The following is a 26,094-nucleotide window of genomic DNA, read 5'->3' as shown; positions in this document are numbered from 1 at the left end:
CCCATGGGACAGGCCCTCGGCGCGACTCGAATTCGCGCACTGGCATCGCCAATCCATCGAATGGACGCCGATCGACCGGCGATGACGCGCCTCCGAGCCGTCATTTACGCTCGCTGGACGAGCAATAATGTTGGAGGTAGTTCATGTCCGTTGCTTACGTCTCCGGTGCTTCGCGCGGCCTCGGTGCCGTCATCGCGCGGCGTCTTGCCGCCGACGGGTTCGCCGTCGCCGTCAACTACGCGAAGGGCCGCGAAGGCGCCGAGAAGGTCGTCGCCGACATCCGGGAGGCGGGTGGGACCGCCGCGGCGTTCGGTGGTGACGTGACCGATGAGACCGCAGTGCAGGACATGATGGAACGCGTCCGCGCCGAGCTCGGACCGGTCACCGTGCTGGTGGCCAACGCGACCGGCCCGCAGCCTGAGCGGCGCCTCGAACAACTCGAGTGGCAGGACCACCTGGACCAGTTGGCGTTCTTCGTCAAGAGCCCGACCCTCCTGCTCCGCGCGGTCCTGGCGGACATGCGCGCGGCCGGCGGCGGGCGCGTGGTCCAGATCGGGTCGGACATGTTCGAGCGCGCGCTGCCCGGCTTCTCCGCGTACAACGCCGCCAAGGGCGCCCAGTGGGGACTCACCCGCACATGGGCGCGGGAACTGGGCGGCGACGGCATCACCGTCAACCTGGTCGCCCCGGGCTGGATCCCGGTCGAGCGGCACGGCGAACTCACCGACGCCGACCTCGCCGGGTACGTGGCCGAGGTTCCCATGGGCCGCATCGGCAAGCCCGACGACATCGCCGCAGCGGTCTCGTATCTCGCCTCCGACGCCTCGAGTTTCGTCACCGGGCAGCGGATCACCGTGAACGGCGGCCACAACATCGACTAGGCGGCAATGCCATCGGGTCGATGGCGCTCGGGTGCAGCCGCGAAAGAGTCCCCCGAAGAGGTCGGCAGCCCGGGCGCTAGGACCCCACCGCGATCTGGGCGACGACTGCGAGGTGGTCGGTCCCGTCGATCTCGGTGAACGACACCGAGTCGGCTTGCAGGCCATCGGTGGTGAAGACGTGGTCGATCTGCGTCCGCAGTAGGCCGGGTGCGCTCGCGGGCCAGGTGCCGTGCAGGCCGTCACCGGTCGATGCGGCGGCGTCGGCGCAGCCATCCATCACGGTCCGGAGCGCGCTGTGGTCGAGCGTCGCGTTGAAGTCTCCCGCGATGATCGCCCCTTCGCCGGACCTGCAGACTCCTTGGAGCCCTTCGAGATCGCTGCGCCAGCGGTCCGTGGCGAATGGCAGCGGCGGGTAGGCGTGGAAGGCCAAGAAACGCAGCGCGCCGAGCTCGCCGCCGGTGAGCTCCCAGATCGGGAACGAGCCCTCGATCGACGGCTCGGCCGAGACTGCGCCCAGGTCGGTCCGGTACAGCACCGACACCGCGTCCACCGCCGCATCCGTGAGCTGCAGGCTGACGCCGGTGTAGCCGTCCCCGAGCGCCTCCTCCAGTAGAAGCCGGAACTCTTCGCCCGCTTCGGGAAGCGCCACCAGGTCCGCATTGCTGTTCATGATCACCGCGGCGACCTCATCGACAGATGCACTGCCGCCCTTGACATTGATCGTCGCCACCGTCAACGTCCCGGTCGCACCCTCCAGGCCCGGATCGGGAATCGTCCGATGAGCCATGGAACCTGCCGCGAGGACGCAGGCCAGCAGACCGGCGGCCGCGGCCCAGCGCACGGCCGGACGGCGGCCGAACATCAGGCCCACCCCCGCGATCGCCAGCGCGACAACGAAGACGGCTCTGAACGCGATGACCTGAGCGAACGGCGTCCAGTGGTCCAACCGCACCACATCGGACAGGACCACCAACCCGGCGGCGACGAACGCTGCGACCGCAGCCCCCGCATACCGGCGACGACGCCGCAGCGTCTCAAGATCGCGCTGCCCGCTGTCGGTTCGCTGCACTGCCTGGCCCTTCCACAAAGTCCTCGGTCAGACCGGAGTCTACGAGCCCAGTGCAGCGCGAACCGATCGTTCCAGCATGATGGCCGGGCCGGAGGCGGCAGCGGTCCCGGACTTCGCCCTCCTGGCTGTCGCGTCGCCGACGACGGGGCCGAGGAGTTCACACCCTGCGCATCGCGAGGATGCTCGCCGGGAGCCAGGGGTAGTCCGCGCACGTCTCCCGGGAGTGCAGCACCGCGCGAAAGTACCAGAGCACGAGCATCGGCGCCACCGGCGGCACCACGAGGAGCATCAGCCACGGCCACCCGCCCCCGAACGCCAGCATCGCGACGAACGCGAGGATCAGCGGTGACACGACCGTGCTCAATACGCAGACGGCGAGCTCGGGTCTGTGAAGGCTCCGCCACACGCGAACGCACGCAACGAATCCGACCACGAGGGTCGATGCGAGGACCGCCATGACCGAGCCGACGAGGATCATCAGGGGATCCGACTCGCCGAACCCCTTGCCGATCATAACTCCCCCGAATACCAGGCTCAAGAGCGATTGCAGCGCCGACCCGAAAACCGGCACTGCGGCCAAGAGGAACACGATCTGCTTAGAGCCCGGCAGATCTCGCACGCTGATGCGGTGCGGACACGCGCCCGGAGCGACGGCCCGGTGCGCGGCGACGCGCCGCCCGTGAGCCCAGCCAGAATCCTCGCCCCCGGCCGACTCGAACGGCGCCGGCTCAACGGTGATGAGCGGCCCGGGCATCGCCGCTTCGGGGGGTTCAGAATCCATTCAGGGGCTTTCGAGAGCAGAGGGGCAACCCCACGCGGCCGGGGGTGTCCACATCCTAACGCTGAGCGAAGCCCTGCACAGTCCACTGCTCCGCACACCATCGCTTTCGATCGGGCAAAGGGCGAGGTCCCGGCCGTGTTCGGCGGGGACCTCGCGAATTGTAGGGAACGCGTTCGGCTCGGTCAGCGGTAGGCGGAGCTCTGGAGCGTGTACAGCTCAGCGTAGGCGCCGCCGCGGGCCATGAGTTCGTCGTGCGTGCCCGATTCGGCGACCCGGCCCTGATCGAGGACGATGATGAGGTCGGCCATCGACACTGTTGAGAAGCGGTGGGAGACAAGGACGGTGACGGTGCCGCGCTGGCGGCCCGCGTGGACCTCTTCGGCGAAGCGCTCGAAGAGGGCGTGCTCGGTCTGGGGGTCGAGGGCGGCGGTCGGTTCGTCGAAGAGGACCAGGAGCGGGTCCTTGCGCATGCGGCCGCGGCCGATCGCGAGCTTCTGCCACTGGCCGCCGGAGAGGTCGGTGCCGTCGTCCCAACGGGTGCCGAGACGGGTGTCGAGTCCGGCGGGGAGGTCGTCGATGACGTCGTCGGCTCCGGCGCGGACCATCGCGGCGCGCACGCGGTCGTCGTCGAAGCCGCCCTTGAGGTCGCCGATGCCGATGGTCTCGCGGGCGGTGAACTCGAAGCGGGTGAAGTCCTGGAAGGTCGCGCCGATGCGCTCGCGCCAGGCGTCCACCTCAAAATCGGTCAGGGTGTTGGCGTCGACCTTGATGTGACCTGCGGTCGGCTGGTAGAAACCGGACAGGAGCTTGACGAGGGTGGTCTTGCCCGCGCCGTTCTCGCCGACGAGCGCCACGACCTTCCCGGCGGGGAGGTGCAGGTCCACGTCGTCGAGGGACTGGCGTTCCGAGTCCGGGTAGGAGAAGGAGACGCCTTCAAGGGTAATGCCGCCGGTGAGGCGTTCGGGGACGTCGAAGGGCACCGACGGACCGCTGGACTGCGCGGCGTAGTCGCGCAGCCGGGCGATGCGCTCGCCCATCTTGGCGAGGCGGGCCATGAACATGCCTTGGAAGGCGACGTTCGCGGCGGCCCCGGCGACCATGCCGATGAGGCCGACGAGGAGGACGACGTCGCCGGCGGTGGCCTGGCCGCGGATCGCGAGGTGGAGGACGATGCCGATCCCGGCGGCCATGCCGAGGGCGGAGATGAGGCCTTCGCCGGTGGAGAGCCGGGCGGCCCGCCACTGGCCCCGGTTGCGTTCGGCGACGACGGCGGCGCCGGACTCGTGGTGGCGTACGGCGACCGCCGCCGCGGAGCCGAAGATGCGCAGTTCCTTGCCGGATTCGCCGAGCGTCGCGACCTCGAAGAGGTGGCGGCGCTTGCGTTCGGGTTCGCTGGTGGCCGCGTAGACCTCGTCCTCGATCATCCCGGCCCGGTGGGCGATCGCCATGGCCACCAGCGCGAGTAGCGGGAACACGAGCAGCAGCGGGTGGACCTGGAAGAGGAGCGCGCCGCCGACGATGATGGTGACGATGGCGCGCAGCCACTGGGCGAGCTGGTTGACGCCGCCGGCGAGGAGCCAGCGGTTCTCGCGGATGTACTGCACCTCGTCGAGGTAGTCGGGCCGCTCGTGGTGGTCGAGACCGGGCGGCGTGCCCATGAGCACCATGAGCTCGCGGTCCGAGGCGCGGGCGGTGTGGTCGAGGACAAGGAACACGAACTTGACGTAGACGAAGACGACGGTCCAGATCAGGGCGACGCCGAGCCCGAGTCCGGCCGCGGCGAGCAGGGCGTCGCGGTCGTGTCCGGCCTGGACGGCGTCGATGACGACCTTCGTCAGGTAGACGGTCAGGGGCATGAGGATCGCCTGGAGGATGCCCAGGACGATCAGCGTGATGATCGCCTTCGGGTGCGAGCGGTAGCCGACGGCGAGGCCGTCCTTCAAGCCGCGCAGGCGTTTCGCGATGGTGTGCATCTGGGGAGCTCCTATGCGAGGGGGGACCGGGCGAGGCGGTTGGCTTGGAGGGTGAACGCTTCGGCGTAGCGTCCGCCGAGGCGCATCAGGTCGTCGTGGCCGCCGTCCTCGACGACCTTGCCGCCGTCGAGGACGACGATGCGGTCGGCGCGGCGCACCGTCGAGAACCGGTGCGAGATGACGATCGTGGTGAGACCGGCGGTGATGTCGAGGAACTGCTCGTAGAGCTCGGCTTCGGCGCGCACGTCGAGCGCGGCGGCGGGCTCGTCGAGGATGAGGATCTTCGCACCGGCCTGGACGGCGAACAGGGCGCGGGCCAGGGCGATCCGCTGCCATTGGCCGCCGGAGAGGTCGGTGCCGTCCTTGTACTCGCTCGACAGGACGGTGTCGAGTCCATTGGGGAGCGAGTCGATCAGGGCGCGGATCCCCATGGGCTCGCAGGCCTTCCAGATCAGCTCGGTGTCGCCGGCCAGGTGCGGGGCCCCGAGGGTGATGTTGTCGCGCACCGTGAGCTGGTACCGGGTGAAGTCCTGGAAGAGCGCCGAGAGGCGCGTGCGCCAGGCGCCGGCGTCGACCCCGGCGAGGTCGACACCGTCCACAGTGATCTTCCCGCCGGTGGGTTCGTAGAGCCCGGCGAGGAGCTTCACGAGACTGGTCTTGCCGGCCCCGTTGTGGCCCACCACGGCCAGGGACGTCCCGGCCTCGATCTCCAGGTCGAGCCCGCCGATCACGGGCCGTTCGGATCCCGGGTAGGCGAAGTCGACGTTCTCGAACCGCACCGACCGCTCGGGTGCGGCGGCGGGGAGCTCGGCGGTGACGGGGCGTTCGTCGGCGACCAGCTCCGATTCGAGTGCGAGGGCCTTCGGCACGGGCAGCGAGCCGAGCGCGAGGAACGCGGCCACGTCGTCGAACGCGGTGAAGTTGAACATCGTGGTCAGCGCGACCAGGTAGACCGAGAGCGCGGCGAAGCCGACGGCCCCGTCCAGGCCCGACTGGACGAGCAGCAGCGCGGTGGCGGCCGTGAGCCCGAGCAGGGCGCCGATGACGCCGACGGCGGTGCGGGCGCGCAGGCGCAGGAACCGCCCCGAGTACGCCAACCGGTCGGCCCACTGGTTGTCGTACCGCTCGAGGAGCCAGCCCATGAGGCCCCAGACGCGGATCTCCTTGGCGGGCTCGGGGGTGACGGCGAGGTCGCGCATGTACTCGCTCTCGCGCATCTCGGTGGAGCGCAGGTAGGCGGTCTTGCCGACCCGCGTGTACTCGTGCTGCATGGCGATGAAGATCAGCGGCCAGGCCACGAGCCAGGCGAGGCCGACCCAGACGTTGAAGAAACACAGCACGATCGACGCCCCGGCGGCGGCGAGGAACTCGGGGGCGATCGCCGCGAGCCCGCGGATGGCGCGCTCGGGCCGGACGTGGTCGCTGCCGAGCTGGCGGGCGATGCGCAGGAGCGCGAGCACGTGGTCGTCCTCGAGGTGCGCGATCCCGGTGGGCCGGGCGACGGCGGCGACGAGGCGGTCCTGGAGGAGCAGCTCGAGTTCGCGGCCGAGGTTGTAGGCGTTGGCGCGGTGGACGTTGTCGGCGAGGCGGCCGAGCAGGAGCGCGGTGACGCCCGCGGCCAGGAGCAGGTAGGCGGAGCGGGCTTCGGGCGAACCGGGCCCGGCCTCGGCGGCGTCGGGCACGGCGCCGATGAGGAGGCCGGTGGCGACGGTCATGGCGAGCGGGAGCGCCGCCACCAGGACCGTGGTGACCGCGAAGAGCGCGGTCCGGGGGCGGCTGATCTGCGGCAGGAGCCGCGCGACCGCGAGCACGGCCCGGCCGGCCTCGAAGCGCACCGACTTGGCATTCGGGGGTGTCATATGAATCCGTTCATGACGTCACGATGACTTTTCATTGACACCATAGCGGAGTCGGTAAACGCTCGCAATCCCCAGCTCGGGGACGCGAGGCGATTGGAGGGCATGGCAAAGGAGGTCGAAAGCGAGATTTTCGGGCCCCCGAAACATCAAGGGTGACAGAGGGGTACGACATCATCGCGCCCGGCGACCCCCGCGCTCGGGCGTGTCAGGTGATCGAACTGTCGCGTCGAACCCCAGGTGCATTCGCTCCAGGCAAGGTCGGGCAGTCCGGGCCCGTCACTGCCGCGACCCGGCTCTCCTTCGGCCGCTCGGCACCGCGGGTAGTGTTGTGCCTCGTGTCAGCGCCCAATCTCGTCAACCTCGAAACCGTCTCCAAGGCCTACCCCGACCAGGTGGTCCTCGACGCGGTCTCCCTCGGCATCGCCGCAGGCCAGCGCGTCGGCGTTGTCGGCCGCAACGGCGACGGGAAGTCGACGCTGCTGCGCCTCATCGCCCGGGCCGACGAGCCCGATTCGGGCCGCGTCGTGCACACCGGCGGCACCCGCATCGCCGTGCTCGGCCAGACCGACGGCCTCCGCGACGACGCCAGCGTCCGGGATCAGCTGTTCGGTGACGCCGACGCCCACGAGTGGGCCCGCGACCCGCGCGTCCGCGAGATCCTGACCGGCCTGTTCGGCGGCCTCGACGCGCCCGTGCTCCCGGAGGGGCTGGACTCCAGGATCGGGGTGCTCTCCGGTGGCGAGCGCCGCCGCGTCGACCTCGCCCGGGTCCTCTCGGAGGACGCGGACCTGCTGCTGCTCGACGAGCCCACGAACCACCTCGACATCGAGGGGATCGCCTGGCTCGCTTCGTATCTGAACTCGATGCGGGCGGCGATCATCGTCGTCACGCACGACCGGTGGTTCCTCGACGAGATCTGCGACCGCATCTGGGACGTGCAGCGCGGCAACGTGTTCGAGTACGACGGCGGTTATACGGCGTACGTCCTGGCCCGCGCCGAGCGCGAACGCCAGGCGAGCGTGGCCGAGGAGAAGCGCCAGAACCTCATGCGCAAGGAGCTCGCGTGGCTGCGCCGGGGTGCCAAGGCGCGCACCGGGAAGGCGAAGTACCGCGTCGACGCGGCGAACGAGCTGATCGCTAACGAGCCGCCGCCGCGCGACACCGCCGAGCTGGTGAGCTTCGCGACCGGGCGCCTGGGCAAGACGGTGTTCGAGGCGGAGAACGTCACGGTGAAGGCCGGCGACCAGACGCTGCTGGAGCACTTGGACTGGATCCTCGGCCCGGGCAAGCGGGTCGGGCTCCTGGGCGTGAACGGGGCGGGCAAGACCTCGCTGCTGCGCACGCTCGCGAACGCGCTCGACGAGGTGCAGCCCGCGGCGGGCCGCGTCAAGGTGGGCCGCACGGTGAAGCTGGCGTGGCTCACGCAGCACATGGAGGACCTGGACGGCTCCTGGCGCGTGCTCGAGGCGATCGAGAACGTCGCGAAGCGGGTCCAGTTGGGCAAGAAGGAGATGTCGGCCGGGCAGCTCGCCGAGCGCCTGGGCTTCCTGGGCGGGAAGCAGCGCACGTTCGTGCGCGACCTCTCGGGCGGGCAGCGCCGGCGCCTGCAGCTGGCGCGGCTGCTCATGGCCGAGCCGAACGTGCTGTTCCTCGACGAGCCGACGAACGACCTGGACATCGAGACGCTCACCCAGTTGGAGGACCTGCTCGACGACTGGGCGGGGACGATGGTCGTGGTCAGCCACGACCGGTACTTCACCGAGCGGGTCGCGGACGAGACGTGGGCGCTGCTGGGCGACCGCAAGCTGCGGCACCTGCCGCGCGGTATCGAGGAGTACCTGGAGCGCCGCGCGGACAAGTCCGCTGCGCCGCAAGCGAAGAGCAAGGGCCCGAGCAACGCGCCGCAGTCTTCGGCCGCCGAGGACCGGGCGACGCAGAAGGAGCTGTCGAAGCTCGAGCGTCGCCTGGCGAAGGTCGAGGAGAAGATCGCGGGCCTGTACGCGGACATGGCCGAGCACGCGACGGACCCGGCGAAACTCGGTGAGCTGCAGGACCAGGTGACCGCGTTCGAGACGGAGCGGGACGAGATCGAAGAGCGCTGGATGGAGCTCGCGGACTGAGGTCCTCGACACCATTTCACATGCGGTTCATAGTCGCGGCGAGCAAGCTGCGCTGAGAATCGCTGCCGCGGTTGGAACTCCTCGCGGATTTGCACCGTTTTGCGTTGCGCCCCTTAGGTTCACGATTTGCGGTGAGGCTGCGCGCGGCGGCTTCGCTGCGTCGCGACTTCGTAACGGAGCCGAATATTCTAGCGGTTCCGAACGCTCCCATACCGGTTGGTAACCGACTCTTCATTCAGTGATTTATGGGCATCTTCCAGGGTCTTCACAATTCATTGTGATTTCCCTAACCTCAGGATGAAAGACCGAAAGGGACCGGTTCCACCGAACCGCGCCCTGTGCGGCAATGCGCCCCATTGATCCCTTGCGCATCAGCCGTCTGAACCGAGAGGGAGTTCCACCCCTATGACTGTCTCGCAACTTTCCCTTCGCCGCATTGCGGCCGCGTCCCTCGCGGGCGTGGCGGCACTCGGCACGGTCGCCTTCGGCGGCCTTGCCGCGCAGGCCGATCCGGTCGCCCAGATCGTCGGCGCCGACTCCCCCACCGCCATCGACGGCGAGTACCTCGTCGTCCTGGAAGACGCCTCCGCCTACCGCGAGGCCGACGAGATCGCCACTGACGCAGGCGCGTCGGTCATCGACGACTACGCCGAAGTGGACACCGTCCTCGTCGACGCCTCCGAATCCGAAGCGCTCGAACTGGCCGCCGCCGACGGCGTGGCCTTCGTCGAGCAGAACGCCGTCGTCTCCATCGACGCCGTGCAGTCCCCCGCCACCTGGGGCATCGACCGCATCGACCAGGTCAACCTCCCGCTGAGCAACAGCTACGAGTACCTGGGCACCGGCTCGGGCGTGCACGCGTACATCGTGGACACCGGCATCAACGCCTCCCACACCGAGTTCACCGGGCGCGTGGGCAACGGCTACGACTTCATCCAGAACGACGCGACCCCGCAGGACGGCAACGGGCACGGCACCCACGTCGCCGGGACCGTGGGCGGCACGACCTACGGCGTCGCGAAGAACGTGACCCTGCACGGCGTGCGCGTCCTCGACAACGCCGGCTCCGGCACCACCGCCGGGGTCGTCAACGGCATCAACTGGGTCGCCACGAACGCGATCAAGCCCGCCGTGGCGAACATGAGCCTCGGCGGCGGCTACTCCGCCTCCCTCAACAACGCCGTCACCGCGGCCGTGAACTCCGGCGTGACCTTCGCGGTGGCCGCCGGCAACGAGGACCAGGACGCCTGCAACGTCTCCCCCGCCTCGGCCCCCGCCGCGATCACCGTGGCCGCCAGCGACAACGCCGACGTCCGCGCCTACTTCTCCAACTTCGGGTCCTGTGTGGACGTGTTCGCGCCCGGCGTGAACATCACCTCCGCCTGGCACTCCTCGAACAGCGCCACCAACACCATCTCGGGCACCTCGATGGCCTCCCCGCACGTCGCCGGAGCCGTCGCGGTCTACCTGGGGCTCAACCCGTCCGCCTCCACCAGCGCCGTCGCCTCCTGGGTGACCGGCAATGCGAGTGAGAACAAGATCTCGGACGTCCAGGGCAGCCCGAACCTGCTGCTGTACACCGGGACCGGCGGCGGCACCGACCCCGACCCCGACCCGAGCGACTGCACCGCGACCAAGTCGACGGCCACCGCGATCGCGGACCGCGCGACGGTCAACTCGACCCAGGCGCTCAGCTGCGACGGGAACGCCCGCAGCAACAGCACCGTGGCCGTGAACATCAGCCACACCTGGCGCGGGGACCTCGCGATCTACCTGATCGCCCCCGACGGCACGAGCTACACGCTCAAGACCTCCTCGAGCGGGGACTCGGCCGACAACGTCATCGCCACCTACCCGGTGAACCTCTCCAGTGAGACCGCCACGGGCACTTGGACACTGCGCATCGTGGACGCCTACTCCGGCGACACCGGGACGCTCAACTCCTGGACCCTCGCGCTCTGACTCCCCCGCACAACTGAATAGCGGGTGACCGCGGGCGGGCCCTCCCCGTCGCGCCGCGACCCGGTAGGGCGACCTGGAGCCGTCGCCCGCCGGGAGGCGGCGCCAGGGCCCGGACCGCGGCCCCGCACCCAATGAGCTCCGATCCTCGACGGCGCCAGCCGTGCCGATTCCCGCCATCCTCATCCCGTCCCGGCCCTGGACCGGCCCGGACCACCCGAAGGGACCCGATGTCCATGTCACGCAAGCACAGATTTTCAGGCAAGCACAGATCCGTAGCGGCCGCCGCCATCGGCGTCGCCGCGTTCACCGCACTCTCGTTCACGGCCACCGCCGCTGAAGCGCGTCCCGCGCAGGGCCAGATCGTCGGCGAGGACGCCGCGGGCGCCATCGCCGGCGAGTACCTGGTCGTCCTGGAGGACGGCACCTCCGTCTCGACCGCCGTCAAGAGCATCGAGGGCGAGGAGGTCGTCGAGACCTTCGGCGAGGTCGACGCGTTCCTCATGGAGGCCAGCGAATCCGAGGCGAAAGAGCTCGCCGCCGAGGACGGCGTGGCCTTCGTCGAGCAGAACGCGGTCGTCTCGATCAGCGCGACCCAGGCGAACGCGACCTGGGGCCTCGACCGGATCGACCAGCGCAACCGGCCGCTGTCGGGCACCTACACGTACAACTACACCGGCCGCGGCGTCCACGCCTACATTGTGGACACGGGCATCAACGCCACGCACACCGAGTTCACCGGCAGCGTCGGCAACGGCTACGACTTCGTCTCCAACGACTCGACCCCGCAGGACGGCAACGGGCACGGCACCCACGTCGCCGGCACCATCGGCGGCACGATCTACGGCGTGGCCAAGGACGTCACGCTCCACGGCGTGCGCGTGCTCAACAACTCCGGCTCCGGCACCACCGCCGGGGTCGTCAACGGCATCAACTGGGTCGCGGCCAACGCGATCAAGCCGGCCGTGGCGAACATGAGCCTCGGCGGCGGGTACTCGGCGGCGCTGAACAACGCCGTCACCGCCGCGGTGAACTCGGGCGTGACCTTCGTGGTCGCGGCCGGCAACGAGAACCAGAACGCCTGCAACGTGTCCCCGGCCTCGGCCCCGGCGGCGATCACCGTGGGCGCGACGACCTCGACGGACGCGCGGGCCAGCTACTCCAACTTCGGCTCCTGCCTCGACGTGTTCGCGCCGGGCTCGAGTATCACGTCGGCGTGGCGCACCAGCAACACGTCCACCAACACCATCTCGGGCACCTCGATGGCCTCCCCGCACGTCGCGGGCGCGGTCGCGCTGTACCTGCAGGCCAACCCGGGCGCGTCGACCTCCGCGGTCGCCTCCTGGATCACCGGGAACGCCACCACCGGCGTCGTGACCGGCGCGGGCTCCGGCAGCCCGAACCGCCTCCTCTACACCCTGTAACCCACTCGAAGACCCGCGAGGCCTTGCGCTCTGTAAGCGCAAGGCCTCGCTCTGTTTATCCCTTTTAGACCAAAGGCTGGATTTGCTCATTCACTGATCTATTGATGTGATTCGGGGGGTTTACACAGTTTGTTCTAGAGATTACGCTCACAGCCAGGGCCTGACGGCCCGTCGCAGAGCCGCTGGGGCCCGGACGGGTGAAGCGGACCGGGCCCCCGTCCGGTCCGCGCCCGCCGGTCCGCACCACCCTCCCCCCGGGGACGGCCGCCCCCAAGCAGGCGGACGCCCCGCACAACCGAAGGAGTTCCTATGGCAGGAACGAAACGGCGCATCCGCGCCGCCGCCGCGATCGGCATCGCGGCCGCGGCGGCCGGAGGCTCGCTCATCGCGGCCTCCGCATTCGCAGGTGCAGCAGAGATCCCGGCATCCGACGCCAGTGACATCATCGGCGCCGACTCCCCCGACGCGATCGCCGGCGAGTACATCGTCGTCATGGAAGACCAGGGCGCCAAGGCGGCAGGCGGCCTGGACGCGCTCGCCGACGACCTCGGCGTCAACGTCGACGTCGAGGACACCCTCGGCATCGTCGACGGCTACGTCGCCCAGATGAGCGAGGCCGAAGCGGTCGAGCTCGCCGCGGACGACGCGGTCGCCTACGTCGAGCAGAACCAGTGGGCCCACGCCTCAGAGGTGCAGGCCGACCCGCCGTCGTGGGGCCTCGACCGCGTCGACCAGGACGCGCTCCCCCTCGACCAGTCCTATGAGTACACCCAGTCCGGCGCGGGCGTCGAGGCGTTCGTGCTCGACACCGGCGTGAACCTCGAGCACCAGGAGTTCGCGGGCCGCATCGGCGAGGGCTACGACTTCATCGACGACGACGCGGACCCGGCCGACTGCCACGGCCACGGCACCCACGTCGCCGGGACCATCGGCGGCTCCACGTACGGCCTCGCCAAGGACGTCACGATCCGCCCGGTCCGCGTCCTCGACTGCCAGGGCTCCGGCTCGTACGCCGCGATCATCGGCGGCATCGACTGGGTCGCCGCGAACGCCGGCGAGTCGGCCGTCGCCAACATGAGCCTCGGCGGCTCGTTCAGCCAGGCCCTCAACGACTCCATCGCGGCCGCGGTCGAGTCGGGCGTGACCTTCGCGATCGCCGCGGGCAACGAGGGCCAGGACGCGTGCAACGTGTCCCCGGGCTCCGAGCCGAGCGCGATCACCGTGGGCGCCACCGATGACGACGACGCCGCCGCCTCGTTCACGAACTTCGGCGAGTGCGTCGACATCTTCGCGCCGGGCGTGGGCATCACCTCCGCGTGGATCGACGCGACCGACGCGGAGAACACCATCTCGGGCACCTCGATGGCCGCCCCGCACGTCGCGGGCGTCGCCGCCCTGTTCCTCGAGTCGAACCCGGGCGCCACGCCCGCAGAGGTCGCCACCGCCCTCACCGGCGGCGCCCTCGCGGACGTCGTGACCGAACCGAACGGCAGCCCCAACCTGCTGCTGAACACCGCCTTCCTCGGCTAGCACCCCGGGAGCGCATCGATCAGGGGCCGGAGCGGCGACGCTCTGGCCCTTCGCCGCGCCCGGGGCGAAACGCCCGTCTCCGGCACCCCGCGCCCCGGCGCGCCTGGCGGCTCCCGCGCGCGGCCGTGAAACAGTCCACTGAGACTTGTAGGCGACGGCCGCTTTCCGGTAATAATGGCTCAGGCCACGCCCGCCATCGCGTTCGAGATCTGGAGGCTTGACGATGACCGTGCTCCTGGTGCCCTACCACCTCGACGAGCGCCTTCCCGACGACGAGTTCCCGGTCGTGCCCGACCGCGTCGTGACCAAGGACCTGCCCGACGGCTCCTTCTGGTCCCGCATCGCCGACCTCTACGACCTCGTCGGCGACGCCGTCGCCACCGCCAAGCGCCCCATCGTGGTCACCGCCGACTGCACCGTCGCCATCGGCGTCGTCGCGGGACTCCAGCGCCAGGGCATCGACCCGTCCGTCATGTGGTTCGACGCCCACGGCGACCTCCACACGGCGGCCAGCAGCGCCTCCGGCTACCCCGGCGGCATGGTGCTGCGCACCCTCCTCGGCGACGGCGACCCCGCCATCGCCGCGACCACCGGCCTCACCCCGGTCCCGCCCGAGCGCATCGTCCTCGTCGACGCCCGCGACCTCGACGCGCCCGAGACCGAGTACCTCGCCGGCAGCGCGATCACCCACACGGACGTCGCCCACGCCACCGCCCCGGAAGGGCCGGTCTACCTCCACATCGACCTCGACGTCATCGACGCCGACACCGTCCCCGGCCTGCGCTACCCGGTCACCCCCGGCCCGACCCCCGACCAGATCCGCGACACCGCCCTGCGCATCCTCGCCACCGGCCGCGTCGCCGCCATGACCATCGCCTGCACCTGGCACCCCGGCTCCGAGGCGCCGCTCGAGGTCCGCAAGCTCATCGACGACCTCGTCACCGCCGCAAGCTGACCGAGCACGACGAAAGGGTGCCGTCCGGATCGGACGGCGCCCTTCCCGTTGCGCCCCTGCGCGTCTGACGTGGTGAGAGGAGAGCCGGCCGGTCCACGGGGGCGCGACCGGCCGGCTCGGCTTCAGGCGGCGCTAACCGCGGTTGTACTTCTCCCACCATGTGAAGGTACCTCGATATGCCGACGGCGTGTTGTCGGCGGCGTGGCTCGCCAGGCCGTTCTTGCCGTAGAAGTAGTCGTGCACCTGCGCCTGCGCGGGACCCGACATGTCGGTGTCGCCCACCGCATTCGCGTGGATGTGGTAGCTGAACCCCTGCTCAGGGGTGCGCAGCCAGGCCGCGAAGCCGACGTCACGCATCGCCTTCACCGTCTGCCAGCGCTGCGTCGCCGTCATGGAACCGACGTTCACGTCGACGACCCCGCCGCCGTCGTGCGTCCCTGCCGAGCTGGGGTTGCCGGTGTTGTAGGAGCCCTGGGTGAGCGTGATGCTCCACGAGATCTTGGCGTCGGCGGCCGCCAGCATGTTCCTGGTGCGGGTGTTGACGCGCCTGCCGCCGTAGGAGTCCGTGCTGGACCCGACATTGATCGCGCGGGTCACGGTGAACAGGCCGGTGTCGGACCCGAGCTTCGCGAGCGAGGTCGGACCGGGGATGCCGTTGGCGTCGAGTCCGGTGTAGCCCAAGGACTTCTGGTAGGCCGAGTAGGCGCTGATGGTGGTGGTGCCGTAGTGGCCGTCCACTGAGCCCGCGGCGAGGAAGTTCTTGGCGTCGAGCGCCTGCTCCACGACCTTGACGTGCGGGCCGGCGGTCAGGGTGGTGCCGGTGCCGGACTTCGGCGGGTCGACCATGGCGGCGACGAGCACGAGCTCCATGTCGACGGCCGTGGCGGCGTGGGCGGCGTTCCCGGTGAACACGGCGGGAACGGTGGCGGCGCCGATGCCGCCGGCGGCCATGATGGCGCGGCGCAGCAGCCAGCGCCGGGAGCGGGTGTCGGGTGTTTCGGACGGTTGGGAGGTCATCTGTTCGGGTCCCTTCCAGGAGCTTCGCACCGAGGGGTGATCGACGCGACATCTGTCGTGTCACGGAACCATATCGAAGAATTCTTTCGTTGAGAAGTACTGCGGTGAAACAAAACTTCATCATGGGGAGATTTCATCCGAACCCCCGCTTTTCTGCACACCCCGCGCACGGGCCGACACGCTGAGCACTCCGCCGAGCGACGCGCAAGGGCCACTGGCGGTCCCGTGATTCGGCATTGGACCGAGGTCCCGGCCTCGACGCCGGCCCGGCCCCAAACACGGCCCAGCCGAGATCTGCCCAGTCGAAAAAGGCGGCGCGGGCACTCGAGTACCCACGCCGCCTTCTCGATTGCCGCCTAAGCGGAAGTGCCTGTCACAGTCGTGCCGGTCTTGGTGACCGTGTAGTCGACCGTCCCGCCGCCCCAGAAGTGGAACGTCAGAGTGACAGCCTCGCCTTCCCTGACCGCGTTGAAGAAGTCAGCGGTCAGGCCGATCGAGCCCGCGGGGTAATCGGGCCGGTAGGTCGCCCAGAACTCCTTATAGGAGGTCCAGTCATGCGGCCCGGCGAAGGTGCCGTCCGCGTACTTCGCCTCCATGGTCGCGATCCGGTCGCCGTTGAACTCCGTCGGGATCGCGAATGAGCTCGTGGTCCCGGACGCGTCCGAGAGCTCCGGCGTGTCATAGCTGATGATGTGGATCTGCCACGGCAGACCGTCAGAGAAGCGCGCCTCGATCGTCGCGTTGGTCCCGTACGCGCGGTCGCCCGCGAGACGGGTCAGCGCGGCGGCGGTGAGGGTCAGCGTGTCGCCGGTGACGGTGTAGTCGGCGCCCTCGGCCAGCTCTGTGCTCCCCTGCCACAGACCTTCGAATTCAAGACCGTTGCGGTGCAATGTAAGCGACTCGTCCGTAATGGTCCCGACCTTCTCGACGTAGATCGAGTCGAACGAGGCCGTGCCCGAACGCGTCGTCAGGCCCGAATCCATGTAGGACTGGATGAGCGGGTCGCGCCACTCGAGGGTGTCGCGGTTCAGGTACGAGCCGGCGTCCCACAGCATCAAGGTCATCTGCTTGTCCCGGGCCTGGAACATCATGCCCTCGAAGAACTTCAGCAGCTCCCCGTACTGCTGGGAGGGGACGATCGGGCGCGTCCAGTCGTAGCCGAGGACGCCCCACTCACCGATGATGACCGGGATGTCGTCGGCCACGAAGGTGGCGTGCACGCGCTCGAAGGTCGACGTGATCTCCTGCTCGACCTGCTCGCTGTAGGTCGTGCCCCCGGCGATGTTGACGCTGAAGGGCCAGGGCCCGTACATGTGGACCGTGGCGGCGATCATCGGGTCGTCGAGCGAGTCGATGGTCGCCTTGAGCGCGTCCAGCTGCGGCTGGTCCGCACTGGTGACCAGCGTGGGCATCACCAGGAGCCGGTCCTCGTTGTTCCCGCCGGAACCGCGGACGATCTCGTGGAAGGCGACGTTGAGCTCGTCGACCAGCACGTCCCCCTCCGCGGGCTCGGTGCCGGTGAACTGCGGCTCGTTGATGCTCTCGAAGGAGAGCTCCGCCGGGTAGTCCTTGAACCGCTCGGCGATCTGGGTCCAGATCGCCTCGTACTTGGCGAGCGCACCGTCGTGGTCGGTCGGCATGGCGCTCAACCACATCCACGAGTCGTGGTGAATGTTCAGCAGCACCTGCAGGTCGTTCGCGAGGGCCATGTCGGTGACCTCGGCGACGCGGTCGAGCCACGCCGGGTCGATCGTGTAGTCCGGTGCGGGGCCGAGGTTCTCGTCCCAGGTCACGGGCAGCCGGAGCGAGTTGTAGCCCTCGGCCTTGACGGTCTGGAGGAGCTCCTCGGTGATCAGCGGGTTGCCCCAGCCGGTCTCACCGCCGAGCGCGTCGAGGGTGTTGCCGACGTTCCAGCCCGGCTGCATGGCCGCGACCTGCTCCATGGCCGTGTCGTAGGCCGGCGGCTCGTCCACGGTGCCGTCGCAGAGGCGGCCGTTGAGGCGGAACTCGGCGGGCTCGGTGTTCGCGCCGGACCACGAGCCGGAGAACCCGAACGACGTCGAACCGCCGGTCGCGAGAGAGGCGTTGTAGCCGAGGCTGGAGGCCTTGGCCGAGGCGGCCTTGCTCTTGTCCTCGGCGTTCCACATATGGGTGACGCGCTGGCCGTCGGCCCAGGTCCACTCCAGGTCCCAGGTGTCGACGGGCTCGCCGAGGTTGGTGACCTCGACGTTCGCGTTGAAGCCGTCCGACCACTGGCCGGTGACCCGGTAGTCGACCTCGCAGCCCTGGGCCGCTTGGGCGCCGGAGGCGCCGATGAGACCTGCGGTGAGGGCGGTGACTGCTGCTGCGGCGATCGCGCCGAGGCGCAGCCGTCTTCTATGGATGGTGTCTGAAGTCTTCACGGCTCTCCTTGGGGAAGGTGAATTCCGAGAGGGCGCGGCGATCACCGCAGGAGGGGGGGTCGATCTCCTTGTGCGACATCAGACTAAGTTGGGTGTCTAAACTTTGTCAATATATCGATCTTCGCGGTTCGAAACCGTTGTGCTCGTTTTGTCGAGCGGGGCCGCCCCTGCGACCCGGGCTCAGAGGTACAGGCAGAAGGGGTGACCGGCCGGGTCGAAGAGGACCCGGACGTCGGATTGAGGTTGCGTCTCGGCGAGGGTCGCGCCTTGGGCGACGGCGTGCGCGACCGCGGCATCGAGGTCGTCGACCTGGACGTCGAGATGCTGAGTCGCGAACGGCCGGTCCGGTTCGGCGGGCCAGACGGGCGCCCGCCAGCGCCGCTCGTACTCGAAGTTCAGCGCGAAGCCGGGCCCGTCCGATGCGATCTGCGCCCACCCGGCCTCGGGCGGCTCACCCGGCGCGGGCTCGGATGCGGTGGTGACCGTCCGGCCGAGGAGGCGGGCGTAGAAGTCGGCGAGCGCGAGCGGGTCGGGTGCACCGATGGTGATGGCGTTCAACGTGAGTCGTGGCATGCCCATCCCACCAGACTATTCGAAGCGCCCCTAGGCCACTGTCGCTTCACGGTCGCCGTCGCCGCTGAGGACGCAGAACTCGTTGTCCTCAGGGTCGGCGAGCACGGCCCAGCCGGTGCCGTCCGCTCGCCTGCGATCGTGGACGAGGGTGGCGCCGAGACTCAAAAGCCGCTCAACCTCCGCCTCGCGCGTGGTCTTCGGCCGCAGGCACAAGTGCAGCCGGTTCTTCGCGGTCTTCGGTTCCGGCACCTGGTTGAAGAAGATCGCCGGGCCGCCCGGCAGCATCACTTCCGTCTCCGCGTCTCCGGGCCTGTCCTCCGGATGCAGGGGACGGTCGAACACCTGACTCCAGAACTGCGCCAGCTCATAAGCGTTCGCGCAGTCGATCGCGACATTCTGCAGCACGGAGACCATGCCCGGAAGTCTGCCAGAAACGCCTTCCGCCAGCGAGAGCTTTACGGCCGCAGGGCGCGAGGCCGTGCCAGGACTATCGGGCCGCGCCGTCTAGACGATGCGGTCGAGGACGATCGGGCCGCGGTGGGCGGGCTCGGCTCCGATCTTCCACTGGCCCTCAAGGGTCTCCATCGCGGCGGAGAAACGCGCCGGGGTGTCGGTGTGGAGGCGGAAGACCGTCTCGCCCGCCACCACGCGTTCGCCGACGGTCTTGAGGATCTCGATGCCGGCACCGGCCTGGACAGGCTGGCCCTGGCGTTCACGGCCCGCACCGAGGCGCCAGGCCGCGACACCGACCGCGTAGGCGTCCATCTCCGAGATGAAGCCGCCGGTGCCGGCCTTGATCTCCTCGAATTCGTGCGCGACCGGCAGCTCGGCGTCGACATCGCCGCCCTGGGCGCCGATCATCTTGCGCCAGACGTCCATCGCGCGGCCGTCCTTCAGAGCGGCCGCCGGGTCGACGTCCATCCTGCCCGCGGCGGCGAGCATCTCCCTGGCGAGGGCCACGGTCAGCTCCACGACGTCCTCGGGCCCACCGCCGGCCAGGACCTCGACGGACTCGCGCACTTCGAGGGCGTTGCCCGCGGTGCGGCCCAAGGGGATCGACATGTCGGTGAGCAGCGCGCGGGTGTCGACGTCGTGGTCCTTGCCGAGGCGGACCATGGTCTCGGCGAGTTCGCGGGCCTGGGCAAAGTCCTTCATGAAGGCGCCCGAGCCGACCTTGACGTCGAGGACGATCGCATCGGCGCCCTCAGCGATCTTCTTGCACATGATCGAGGACGCGATGAGCGGAATCGCCTCCACAGTGGAGGTGATGTCGCGCAGGGCGTACAGCTTCTTGTCCGCCGGGGCGAGGTCGCCTGTCGCGGCGCAGATGACCGCGCCGATGTCCTTGAGCTGCTGGAGGACCTGGGCCTCGGTCATGTCGACCTGGAAGCCGGGGATGGACTCGAGCTTGTCGAGGGTGCCGCCGGTGTGGCCGAGGCCGCGGCCCGAGAGCTGCGGGACCGCGACGTCGAAGACGGCGACGAGCGGCGCCAGCGGGAGGGTGATCTTGTCGCCCACGCCGCCCGTGGAGTGCTTGTCCACGCACGGCTTGCCCACGGTCGAAAGGTCGAGGGTGATGCCCGAATGGATCATCGCGGCGGTCCAGTCGGCGATCTCGCGCGGCGTCGCGCCCTTGAGGAAGATCGCCATCGCCAGCGCGGACATCTGCTCGTCGGCGACGAGGCCCTTGGTGTAGGCGTCGATGAGCCAGTCGATCTGGGCGGTCGAGAGTTCGCCGCCGTCGCGCTTGGTGCGGATGACGTCTACAGCGGTGATCATTGGGTTTCCCTCACAGACAATGGAATTCGAGGACCGAGAGCGGGAGGGCGGGCCGATCGGCCCGCCCTCGCCCTACAGGTAGTCGGGGCCGAACGCGCCCGGGAGCAGGGCCCCCACGGTCGTCGGTTCCGGTGTGTCGTCCACCAAGCACTCGGCGCCACCGTGCTCGTAGAGCAGCTGGCGGCAGCGGCCGCAGGGAGTGAGGGGCTCCCCCGCGCGGTCGACGCAGGCGATCGCGAGCAGCCGCCCACCACCGGTGCGCGCGAGCTCGGAGACCATGCCGCACTCGGCGCAGAGGGTCAGGCCGAACGAGGCGTTCTCGACGTTGCAGCCGGAGACGATCCGGCCGTCGTCGACCAGGCCGGCGACGCCGACCGGGAACTTCGAGTACGGCGCGTACGCGTGGCTCATGGCCTCGCGGGCCTTGTCGCGCAAGGCGTCCCAGTCGATGTCAGGCATGGCTACTTGTCCCCCGGGTGGTAAGGCACGCCGTCGGCCGCAGGGGCCTTGGCCTTGCCGATGAGCCCCGCGACGACCACGAGCGTGACCGCGTACGGGAGCATCTGCAGGAACTCGCCGGGCACCAGGGCGCCGCCGGCGGCGTCCAGGTCGCGGGCGACCTGGGTGGTGAAGCCGAAGATGAGCGCGCCGGCGAGCACGCCGAGCGGGTTCCAGCGGCCCACGATCATGACCGCGAGCGCCACGAAGCCGAGCCCGGCCGTCATGTTCTTGCTGAACGCCAGCGAGTTCGCGATGGTGAACCAGGCGCCGCCGAAGCCGGAGATGAGGCCGGCGAGGGTGACGTTCCAGTACCGCAGGCGGTTCACGTTGACGCCCATGGAGTCCGCGGCGGCCGGGTGCTCGCCGACCGCGCGGGTGCGCAGGCCCCAGCGGGTGCGGTAGAGCAGGAACCAGACCACGAACACCAGCACGAGTCCGATGTAGACGAAAATCTTCTGCTGGAACAGGACCGGGCCGAGCACCGGGATGTCCGCGAGCGGGCCCCAGGAGAGCGTCGGCACGGTGAAGGCGCTGTTGAGGCCCTCGGCCTTCTTCAGCTGGTCGTACATGAAGCTGGTGAAGCCCAACGCCAGCAGGTTGAGGATGACGCCCACGACGACCTGGTTGACCTGGTACTTCGTGGCGAGCAGGGCCAGCAGCATGGTCGAGAGGAGGCCCGCGACCATCGCGCCGACCATGCCGGCGTAGACGTTCCCGGTGATGTTCGCGACCAGGACGCCGGTGAAGGCGCCCATGAGGAACTGGCCCTCGATGCCGATGTTGATGACGCCCGAGCGCTCGCAGACCACGCCCGAGAGCGCACCGAACAGGTAAGGGAGCGAGAGGAACAGCGCCCCGGCGAGGATCGACTCCGCGCGGAACACGGTGCCCGGCTGCGAGTACGCCCAGAACAGCAGGCCGAGCACGAACGCGGCCACCGCGATCCCGGAGACGAGCTTGAAGCGGCGCTTGGGGAGCCCGACGAGCATCCAGGCGCCCGCCGCGGCCGTGATCGCGCCGAAGACCGCCACGCAGGCCGTGGTGGGCAGGGCCCACTCGACGTCGGTGAGGGTGCGGTCGAAGCTGATCGTGGTGGTCGCGCCGCCGTCGATCACCGCGAAGGCGATGACGAGCAGCAGCAGGCCGAGAGCGGCGAGGACGCCGCCGGCCTTGGCGTACCGGACCGGTGCGGTCTCGTCGACGAGCGCGGGTGAGGCGGTCATGGTGTCCACTGCCATGGGGCTCACCAGCCTTTCGCTTCGAGGGTGACCAGGCCGCCGCGCGGCGTGCGCAGATGCAGGATCGCCTTGACCAGTGCGGGAGCGGCGATGAAGAGCACGATGATCGCCTGCAGCAGCGTCGAGATGTCAACGGGCACATCGGGCTGGGCCGACAGGGCCCCGGCCTTCAACGCGCCGAACAGGAGCGCCGCCGCGACGATGCCGCCGGGGTTGGCGCGGCCGAGGAGCGCGACGGTGATGCCGTCGAAGCCGTACTCCAGGGCCGTGTTCGTGGTGACGCCCGAGGAGCCGACGCCCAGCGACAGGGCCGCGCCGGCGAGGCCCGCGAGCCCGCCCGCGACGGCCATCGTGGTCGTGTACGTGGAGCCGATGCGCATGCCGGCGGTCGCGGAGGCGTGCTCGTTGAAGCCGACGGCGCGGATGCGGAACCCGAACGTGGACCGCGAGAGCAGCCACCAGGTGAAGACCGCGGCGGCGACGCCGATGATGAGCGCCCAGTTGACGCGCAGGCTCTCCCCGAGGCTGGAGAGGAGCTTCGGCATGACCGCCGACTCGTCCACGGGCTTGGTGATGAGGTCGCTCTTCGTCTCCGAGTGCAGGAACTCGGTGCCGATGGCCCACACCAGGAACAGCGCCGCGATGTTGTTCAGCATGATCGAGGAGATGACCTCGTGCGCGCCCGTGGTGGCCTTGAGGACACCGGGGACGGCGCCGAACGCGGCGCCCGCGAGCGCGCCGGCGATGACGGCCAGCGGCAGGTGGAGCACGGGCGGCAGGTCGAGGGCGAAGCCGACGATGAGCGCGCCGAGCATGCCGAAGATCATCTGGCCCTGGGCGCCGATGTTGAACAGGCCGGCGCGGAACGCCAGGCCCACGGCGAGGCCGGTGAAGATCAGCGGGGTCGCGTAGGTGAGCGTCTCGGACAGGGGCCGGAGCAGGTCGCCGAACTCGGCGGTGCCGGCCGAGTACCGCTCGAGGGTGCTGAGGTTGAGGATCGCGCCCTCGAACAGCGCGATGTAGGAGTCGCGCACGAGGTACCAGGAGGCGGAGAGGGCGTCCTGGGGGCGCGCGAAGAAGTACGTGTAGGTGGAGCGCACGTACTCGTCGGAGACGATGAGGAGGATGCCGCCGATGAAGAACGCCAGGAGGAGCGAGTAGATCGTGACCATGACCGAGTTGGCCTCGGTCAGGTAGCGGCCGAAGAGCCGCATGAAACTGGGCTTCTGCTCGGGGGTCTCGTCCGCGTCGGGCTGGTCTGCGGCCGGGGCTTGCGTATCCGTGCTCATCGGTCACCTCCGTTGGCTTCCTCGTCGTTCGCGGCTGCGTCGTCCGCGGCTGCGCTGGGCTCGTCCGTACTGCTCTCGCCCGCGTCGTCTTCCACCGGGGCGGGCTCCTGCACGGGGGCGATGTCGGCGCCGACCATGAGGCGGCCGATCACCTCGCGGGGCGTGTCGGGGGCGACCTCGCCGACGATGCGGCCGTTGTAGATCACGGCGATGCGGTCGGCCAGGGCGTAGATCTCGTCCAGTTCGGACGAGATGAGCAGGACCCCGGTGCCGGTGTCGCGCTCGGCGACGAGGCGCGAGTGGATGAACTCGGTCGCGCCGACGTCGACGCCGCGGGTCGGCTGCGCCGCGACGAGGAACCGGCGGGGCCGGGAGAACTCGCGGGCGATGATGACCTTCTGGGCGTTGCCGCCGGAGAGCGACGAGACGGGCTCGTCCGGGGACTGGGTGCGGATGTCGAACTCGGCGATCGAGTCGGCGGCCTGCTTGCGGACGGCGCTCGCGTTGACGGCGCCGCGCTTGCTGAACGGGGCGTTCCGGTACTGGTTGAGCACGAGGTTCTCGGCGACCGAGAACTCGCTGATGACACCGTCGCGGCCGCGGTCCTCGGGGATGTAGCCGAGGCCGTCGTGGATGCGGGCGGCCGGGCTCGTGCCGTGCACGTCCTTGCCGTCGATCGCGATGGTGCCCGAGTCGGGCTTGATGAGACCGAGGATCGAGCGGGCCAGTTCCGTCTGGCCGTTGCCCTCGACGCCCGCGAGGCCGACGATCTCGCCGGAGCGGACAGTGAGCCCGAGTCCGTCGACCACTTTCACTCCGGCGTCGGAGACGACGGTGAGGTCCTGGACCTCCAGGCGCGCCTCGCCCGGCTCGGCCGGGGACTTGTCGACCTGGAGCGTGACGGCCCGACCGACCATCGCGGAGGCCATCTCGGCCTCCGAGGCGGTCGGCTCCAGCTCGGCGACGACCTTGCCGCGCCGGATCACCGTGATGGTGTCCGCGACGGCCTGGACCTCTTTGAGCTTGTGGGAGATGAACAGGATCGACGTGCCGGCGGCCGCGAGGTTCCGCATGATCTGCAGGAGCTCGGTGATCTCCGCGGGCGTGAGCACCGCGGTCGGCTCGTCGAGGATGAGCAGCTGCGTCTTCGGCCCGGAGAGGGCCTTGACGATCTCGACGCGCTGCTGGACGCCCACGGGCAGGTCCTCGCAGATCGCGTCGGGGTCGAGCTTGAGGCCGTACTCCTCGGACACGTCGAGCACGGCCTTGCGTGCGGCCTTGGCCGAGAGCACGCCTGCGGTGGCGTGCTCCCGGCCCAGCTGCACATTGTCCGCGACACTGAAGGGCCCGACGAGTTTGAAGTGCTGGTGCACCATCCCGATCCCGGCGGCGATCGCGTCGCCCGGACCTCCGAAGGCGACCGGCTCTCCGTCGATGAGGATCTCGCCGCTGGTGGGCGTCAGGATCCCGTAGAGCATGTTCATGAGCGTCGACTTGCCCGCGCCGTTCTCGCCGAGGACGGCGTGGATCTGGCCGGGCTCGACCACGAGGTCGATGTCGTCGTCAGCGGTGAACGAGCCGAACTTCTTCGTCAGGCCCTTCAGTTCGAGTCGCAAGTGCGTGTCCTTTGACTTCAGTCCGCTCGGTTACTGAGCTTTGGGGCTGGACGGCGACTCGACGACCAGGGAGCCGTCGATGATCTGCTGCGTCAGCGCGTCCAGCTCGGCCTTGGTCTCGTCCGAGACGGCCGAGTCGAAGTCGTGGAACGGCGCGATGGAGACGCCGTCGTTCGCGAGCGTGCCCACGTAGGAGCCGGAGATGGCGTCCCCGCCGTTGGCGGCGTCGTAAGCGGCGAGCACGGAGTCCTTCACCGCGGTGGCGAGGCCCTTCTCGGCCGAGGTGATGAGCTCGGCGCCGTACTCGGTGGACTCGAAGCCGTCGGTGTCGACCCAGATCGCGGAGACCGCGTCGTTCTCCGAAGCGGCGGTCAGCGCGCCGATGCCGGCAGGGCCGGCGACCGGGAAGAGGATGTCGGCGCCCTGGGTGATGAAGGTGTCCGAGGTGCTCTTGCCGGCGGCGGCGTCCTCGAAGGTGTTGATGAAGGTGCCGTCCTGGGCCTCTTCGTCCCAGCCGAGGAGCTCGACGTTGGTGCCCTTGTCCTCATTGTGCTTCGCGATGCCCTCGGCGAAGCCGTCCATGAAGATGGTCACCGGCGGGATGTTGACGCCGCCCCAGGTGGCGACCTTGCCCGTCTTGGTCTGCGACGCGGCGACGTAGCCGGCGAGGAACGCGGACTGGGCGGTGTCGAACTGGATCGAGTAGACGTTCGCGACCTCGGAGAAACCGTCGACCGTGGCGAACGGGATGTCCGGGTTCGCGGTGGCGATGGTGTTGACGTTCTCGGTCATGAGACCGCCGACGCCCACGACGAAGTTGCAGCCGTCGTCGACCGAGGCCTGCAGGTTCGGGTCGTAGTCGGTCTCGGAGCTGGACTCCTTGACCTGGACCTCGATGTCGTCGTTCTCCTCGGCGGCGGCTTCCATGCCGGCCCAGGAGGACTCGTTGAAGGACTTGTCGTCGACGCCACCGGAGTCGGTGACCATGCACGCCTTGAACGAAGCGTCGGCGTTGTCGTCGCCGCCGTTCTCGGACGGGGCCTGGCCGCAAGCGGCAAGGGCGGCGAGGCCGACGGCGGAAAGACCCGCCACGGCCAGCTTGAACGGCTTGACAGCCATCTCGGTCTC

20 protein-coding genes are annotated in these 26,094 nt (G+C 69.5%); 6 read left to right on the top strand and 14 right to left on the bottom strand.

The window, feature by feature from the left end:
* Positions 1-143: 143 nt before the first annotated feature.
* Positions 144-881, top strand: coding sequence for an SDR family oxidoreductase (locus O2L52_RS18155; protein WP_270117239.1), 738 nt, complete (start codon positions 144-146; stop codon positions 879-881).
* Between the two features lie 76 nt (positions 882-957).
* Here O2L52_RS18155 and O2L52_RS18150 read toward each other — a convergent pair whose 3' ends face one another.
* From O2L52_RS18150 to O2L52_RS18135, 4 genes are all read right to left on the bottom strand, one after another.
* On the bottom strand, positions 958-1,968 hold the full coding sequence (locus O2L52_RS18150; protein WP_270117238.1) for an endonuclease/exonuclease/phosphatase family protein: 1,011 nt from the start codon (positions 1,966-1,968) through the stop codon (positions 958-960).
* Positions 1,969-2,107: 139 nt separating this feature from the next.
* The gene (locus O2L52_RS18145) at positions 2,108-2,704 is read right to left on the bottom strand and encodes a hypothetical protein (protein WP_270117237.1); all 597 of its coding nucleotides are present in this window, start codon (positions 2,702-2,704) and stop codon (positions 2,108-2,110) included.
* 209 nt (positions 2,705-2,913) lie between these two features.
* Positions 2,914-4,704, bottom strand: a complete 1,791-nt coding sequence (locus O2L52_RS18140) for an ABC transporter ATP-binding protein (RefSeq protein ID WP_270117236.1) — start codon at positions 4,702-4,704, stop codon at positions 2,914-2,916.
* Positions 4,705-4,715: 11 nt separating this feature from the next.
* Positions 4,716-6,563, bottom strand: a complete 1,848-nt coding sequence (locus tag O2L52_RS18135) for an ABC transporter ATP-binding protein (protein ID WP_270117235.1) — start codon at positions 6,561-6,563, stop codon at positions 4,716-4,718.
* Between the two features lie 335 nt (positions 6,564-6,898).
* Between O2L52_RS18135 and O2L52_RS18130 the strand changes: the two genes are divergently transcribed.
* The 5 genes from O2L52_RS18130 to O2L52_RS18110 all read left to right on the top strand — a co-directional run bounded on the left by O2L52_RS18130 (position 6,899) and on the right by O2L52_RS18110 (position 14,551).
* Positions 6,899-8,683, top strand: coding sequence for an ABC-F family ATP-binding cassette domain-containing protein (locus O2L52_RS18130; protein ID WP_270117234.1), 1,785 nt, complete (start codon positions 6,899-6,901; stop codon positions 8,681-8,683).
* 405 nt (positions 8,684-9,088) lie between these two features.
* On the top strand, positions 9,089-10,645 hold the full coding sequence (locus O2L52_RS18125; protein ID WP_270117233.1) for a S8 family serine peptidase: 1,557 nt from the start codon (positions 9,089-9,091) through the stop codon (positions 10,643-10,645).
* A 233-nt stretch (positions 10,646-10,878) separates the two neighbouring features.
* Positions 10,879-12,066 carry a S8 family peptidase gene (locus O2L52_RS18120; RefSeq protein WP_270117232.1) on the top strand — a complete coding sequence of 396 codons (1,188 nt, stop codon included), beginning with the start codon at positions 10,879-10,881 and terminating at the stop codon, positions 12,064-12,066.
* Between the two features lie 309 nt (positions 12,067-12,375).
* Positions 12,376-13,596, top strand: a complete 1,221-nt coding sequence (locus O2L52_RS18115) for a S8 family peptidase (protein ID WP_270117231.1) — start codon at positions 12,376-12,378, stop codon at positions 13,594-13,596.
* Between the two features lie 223 nt (positions 13,597-13,819).
* Complete coding sequence (locus O2L52_RS18110; RefSeq protein WP_270117230.1) at positions 13,820-14,551, top strand: arginase family protein; 732 nt, start codon at positions 13,820-13,822, stop codon at positions 14,549-14,551.
* 132 nt (positions 14,552-14,683) lie between these two features.
* Here O2L52_RS18110 and O2L52_RS18105 read toward each other — a convergent pair whose 3' ends face one another.
* From O2L52_RS18105 to O2L52_RS18060, 10 genes are all read right to left on the bottom strand, one after another.
* Entirely contained in the window at positions 14,684-15,568 is an 885-nt protein-coding gene (locus tag O2L52_RS18105) for a peptidoglycan-binding domain-containing protein (RefSeq protein ID WP_270117229.1), read from the bottom strand.
* A gap of 356 nt (positions 15,569-15,924) precedes the next feature.
* The gene (locus O2L52_RS18100) at positions 15,925-17,970 is read right to left on the bottom strand and encodes a cellulase family glycosylhydrolase (RefSeq protein WP_270117228.1); all 2,046 of its coding nucleotides are present in this window, start codon (positions 17,968-17,970) and stop codon (positions 15,925-15,927) included.
* A 180-nt stretch (positions 17,971-18,150) separates the two neighbouring features.
* Entirely contained in the window at positions 18,151-18,549 is a 399-nt protein-coding gene (locus O2L52_RS18095; protein WP_270117227.1) for a VOC family protein, read from the bottom strand.
* A gap of 24 nt (positions 18,550-18,573) precedes the next feature.
* Positions 18,574-18,957, bottom strand: a complete 384-nt coding sequence (locus O2L52_RS18090; protein WP_270117225.1) for a VOC family protein — start codon at positions 18,955-18,957, stop codon at positions 18,574-18,576.
* A 90-nt stretch (positions 18,958-19,047) separates the two neighbouring features.
* On the bottom strand, positions 19,048-20,322 hold the full coding sequence (locus O2L52_RS18085; RefSeq protein WP_270117224.1) for a thymidine phosphorylase: 1,275 nt from the start codon (positions 20,320-20,322) through the stop codon (positions 19,048-19,050).
* A 72-nt stretch (positions 20,323-20,394) separates the two neighbouring features.
* Positions 20,395-20,781 carry a cytidine deaminase gene (locus O2L52_RS18080; protein WP_270117223.1) on the bottom strand — a complete coding sequence of 129 codons (387 nt, stop codon included), beginning with the start codon at positions 20,779-20,781 and terminating at the stop codon, positions 20,395-20,397.
* Between the two features lie 2 nt (positions 20,782-20,783).
* A complete protein-coding gene (locus O2L52_RS18075) occupies positions 20,784-22,061 on the bottom strand; it encodes an ABC transporter permease (protein WP_270117222.1) in 1,278 nt (425 codons plus the stop codon).
* Positions 22,062-22,066: 5 nt separating this feature from the next.
* Positions 22,067-23,350: an ABC transporter permease gene (locus tag O2L52_RS18070; RefSeq protein ID WP_270117221.1), complete on the bottom strand. Its 1,284-nt coding sequence runs from the start codon at positions 23,348-23,350 to the stop codon at positions 22,067-22,069.
* Positions 23,347-24,966 (bottom strand): ABC transporter ATP-binding protein, encoded by a 1,620-nt coding sequence (locus O2L52_RS18065; RefSeq protein ID WP_270117220.1) that lies wholly within the window; start codon positions 24,964-24,966, stop codon positions 23,347-23,349. Before O2L52_RS18065 ends, O2L52_RS18070 begins: the two co-directional genes overlap by 4 nt.
* 30 nt (positions 24,967-24,996) lie before the next feature.
* Positions 24,997-26,085 carry a BMP family lipoprotein gene (locus O2L52_RS18060; RefSeq protein WP_270117219.1) on the bottom strand — a complete coding sequence of 363 codons (1,089 nt, stop codon included), beginning with the start codon at positions 26,083-26,085 and terminating at the stop codon, positions 24,997-24,999.
* Positions 26,086-26,094 lie beyond the last annotated feature (9 nt).

This window comes from Glycomyces algeriensis (genome assembly GCF_027622855.1).
In the GTDB taxonomy this organism is placed as follows: Bacteria; Actinomycetota; Actinomycetes; order Mycobacteriales; family Micromonosporaceae; genus Glycomyces; species Glycomyces algeriensis.
Note: the sequence above shows the minus strand (reverse complement) of the source record. Positions and strands in the feature narration are given on the sequence as shown.

Coding starts and splice junctions, on each gene's coding strand:
- O2L52_RS18155 (WP_270117239.1), top strand. CDS start 144: ATGTCCGTTGCTTACGTCTCCGGTGCTTCGCGCGGCCTCGGTGCCGTC.
- O2L52_RS18145 (WP_270117237.1), bottom strand. CDS start 2,704: ATGCCCGGGCCGCTCATCACCGTTGAGCCGGCGCCGTTCGAGTCGGCC.
- O2L52_RS18140 (WP_270117236.1), bottom strand. CDS start 4,704: ATGCACACCATCGCGAAACGCCTGCGCGGCTTGAAGGACGGCCTCGCC.
- O2L52_RS18135 (WP_270117235.1), bottom strand. CDS start 6,563: ATGACACCCCCGAATGCCAAGTCGGTGCGCTTCGAGGCCGGCCGGGCC.
- O2L52_RS18125 (WP_270117233.1), top strand. CDS start 9,089: ATGACTGTCTCGCAACTTTCCCTTCGCCGCATTGCGGCCGCGTCCCTC.
- O2L52_RS18120 (WP_270117232.1), top strand. CDS start 10,879: ATGTCACGCAAGCACAGATTTTCAGGCAAGCACAGATCCGTAGCGGCC.
- O2L52_RS18115 (WP_270117231.1), top strand. CDS start 12,376: ATGGCAGGAACGAAACGGCGCATCCGCGCCGCCGCCGCGATCGGCATC.
- O2L52_RS18110 (WP_270117230.1), top strand. CDS start 13,820: ATGACCGTGCTCCTGGTGCCCTACCACCTCGACGAGCGCCTTCCCGAC.
- O2L52_RS18105 (WP_270117229.1), bottom strand. CDS start 15,568: ATGACCTCCCAACCGTCCGAAACACCCGACACCCGCTCCCGGCGCTGG.
- O2L52_RS18095 (WP_270117227.1), bottom strand. CDS start 18,549: ATGGGCATGCCACGACTCACGTTGAACGCCATCACCATCGGTGCACCC.
- O2L52_RS18090 (WP_270117225.1), bottom strand. CDS start 18,957: ATGGTCTCCGTGCTGCAGAATGTCGCGATCGACTGCGCGAACGCTTAT.
- O2L52_RS18085 (WP_270117224.1), bottom strand. CDS start 20,322: ATGATCACCGCTGTAGACGTCATCCGCACCAAGCGCGACGGCGGCGAA.
- O2L52_RS18080 (WP_270117223.1), bottom strand. CDS start 20,781: ATGCCTGACATCGACTGGGACGCCTTGCGCGACAAGGCCCGCGAGGCC.
- O2L52_RS18075 (WP_270117222.1), bottom strand. CDS start 22,061: ATGGCAGTGGACACCATGACCGCCTCACCCGCGCTCGTCGACGAGACC.
- O2L52_RS18070 (WP_270117221.1), bottom strand. CDS start 23,350: ATGAGCACGGATACGCAAGCCCCGGCCGCAGACCAGCCCGACGCGGAC.
- O2L52_RS18060 (WP_270117219.1), bottom strand. CDS start 26,085: ATGGCTGTCAAGCCGTTCAAGCTGGCCGTGGCGGGTCTTTCCGCCGTC.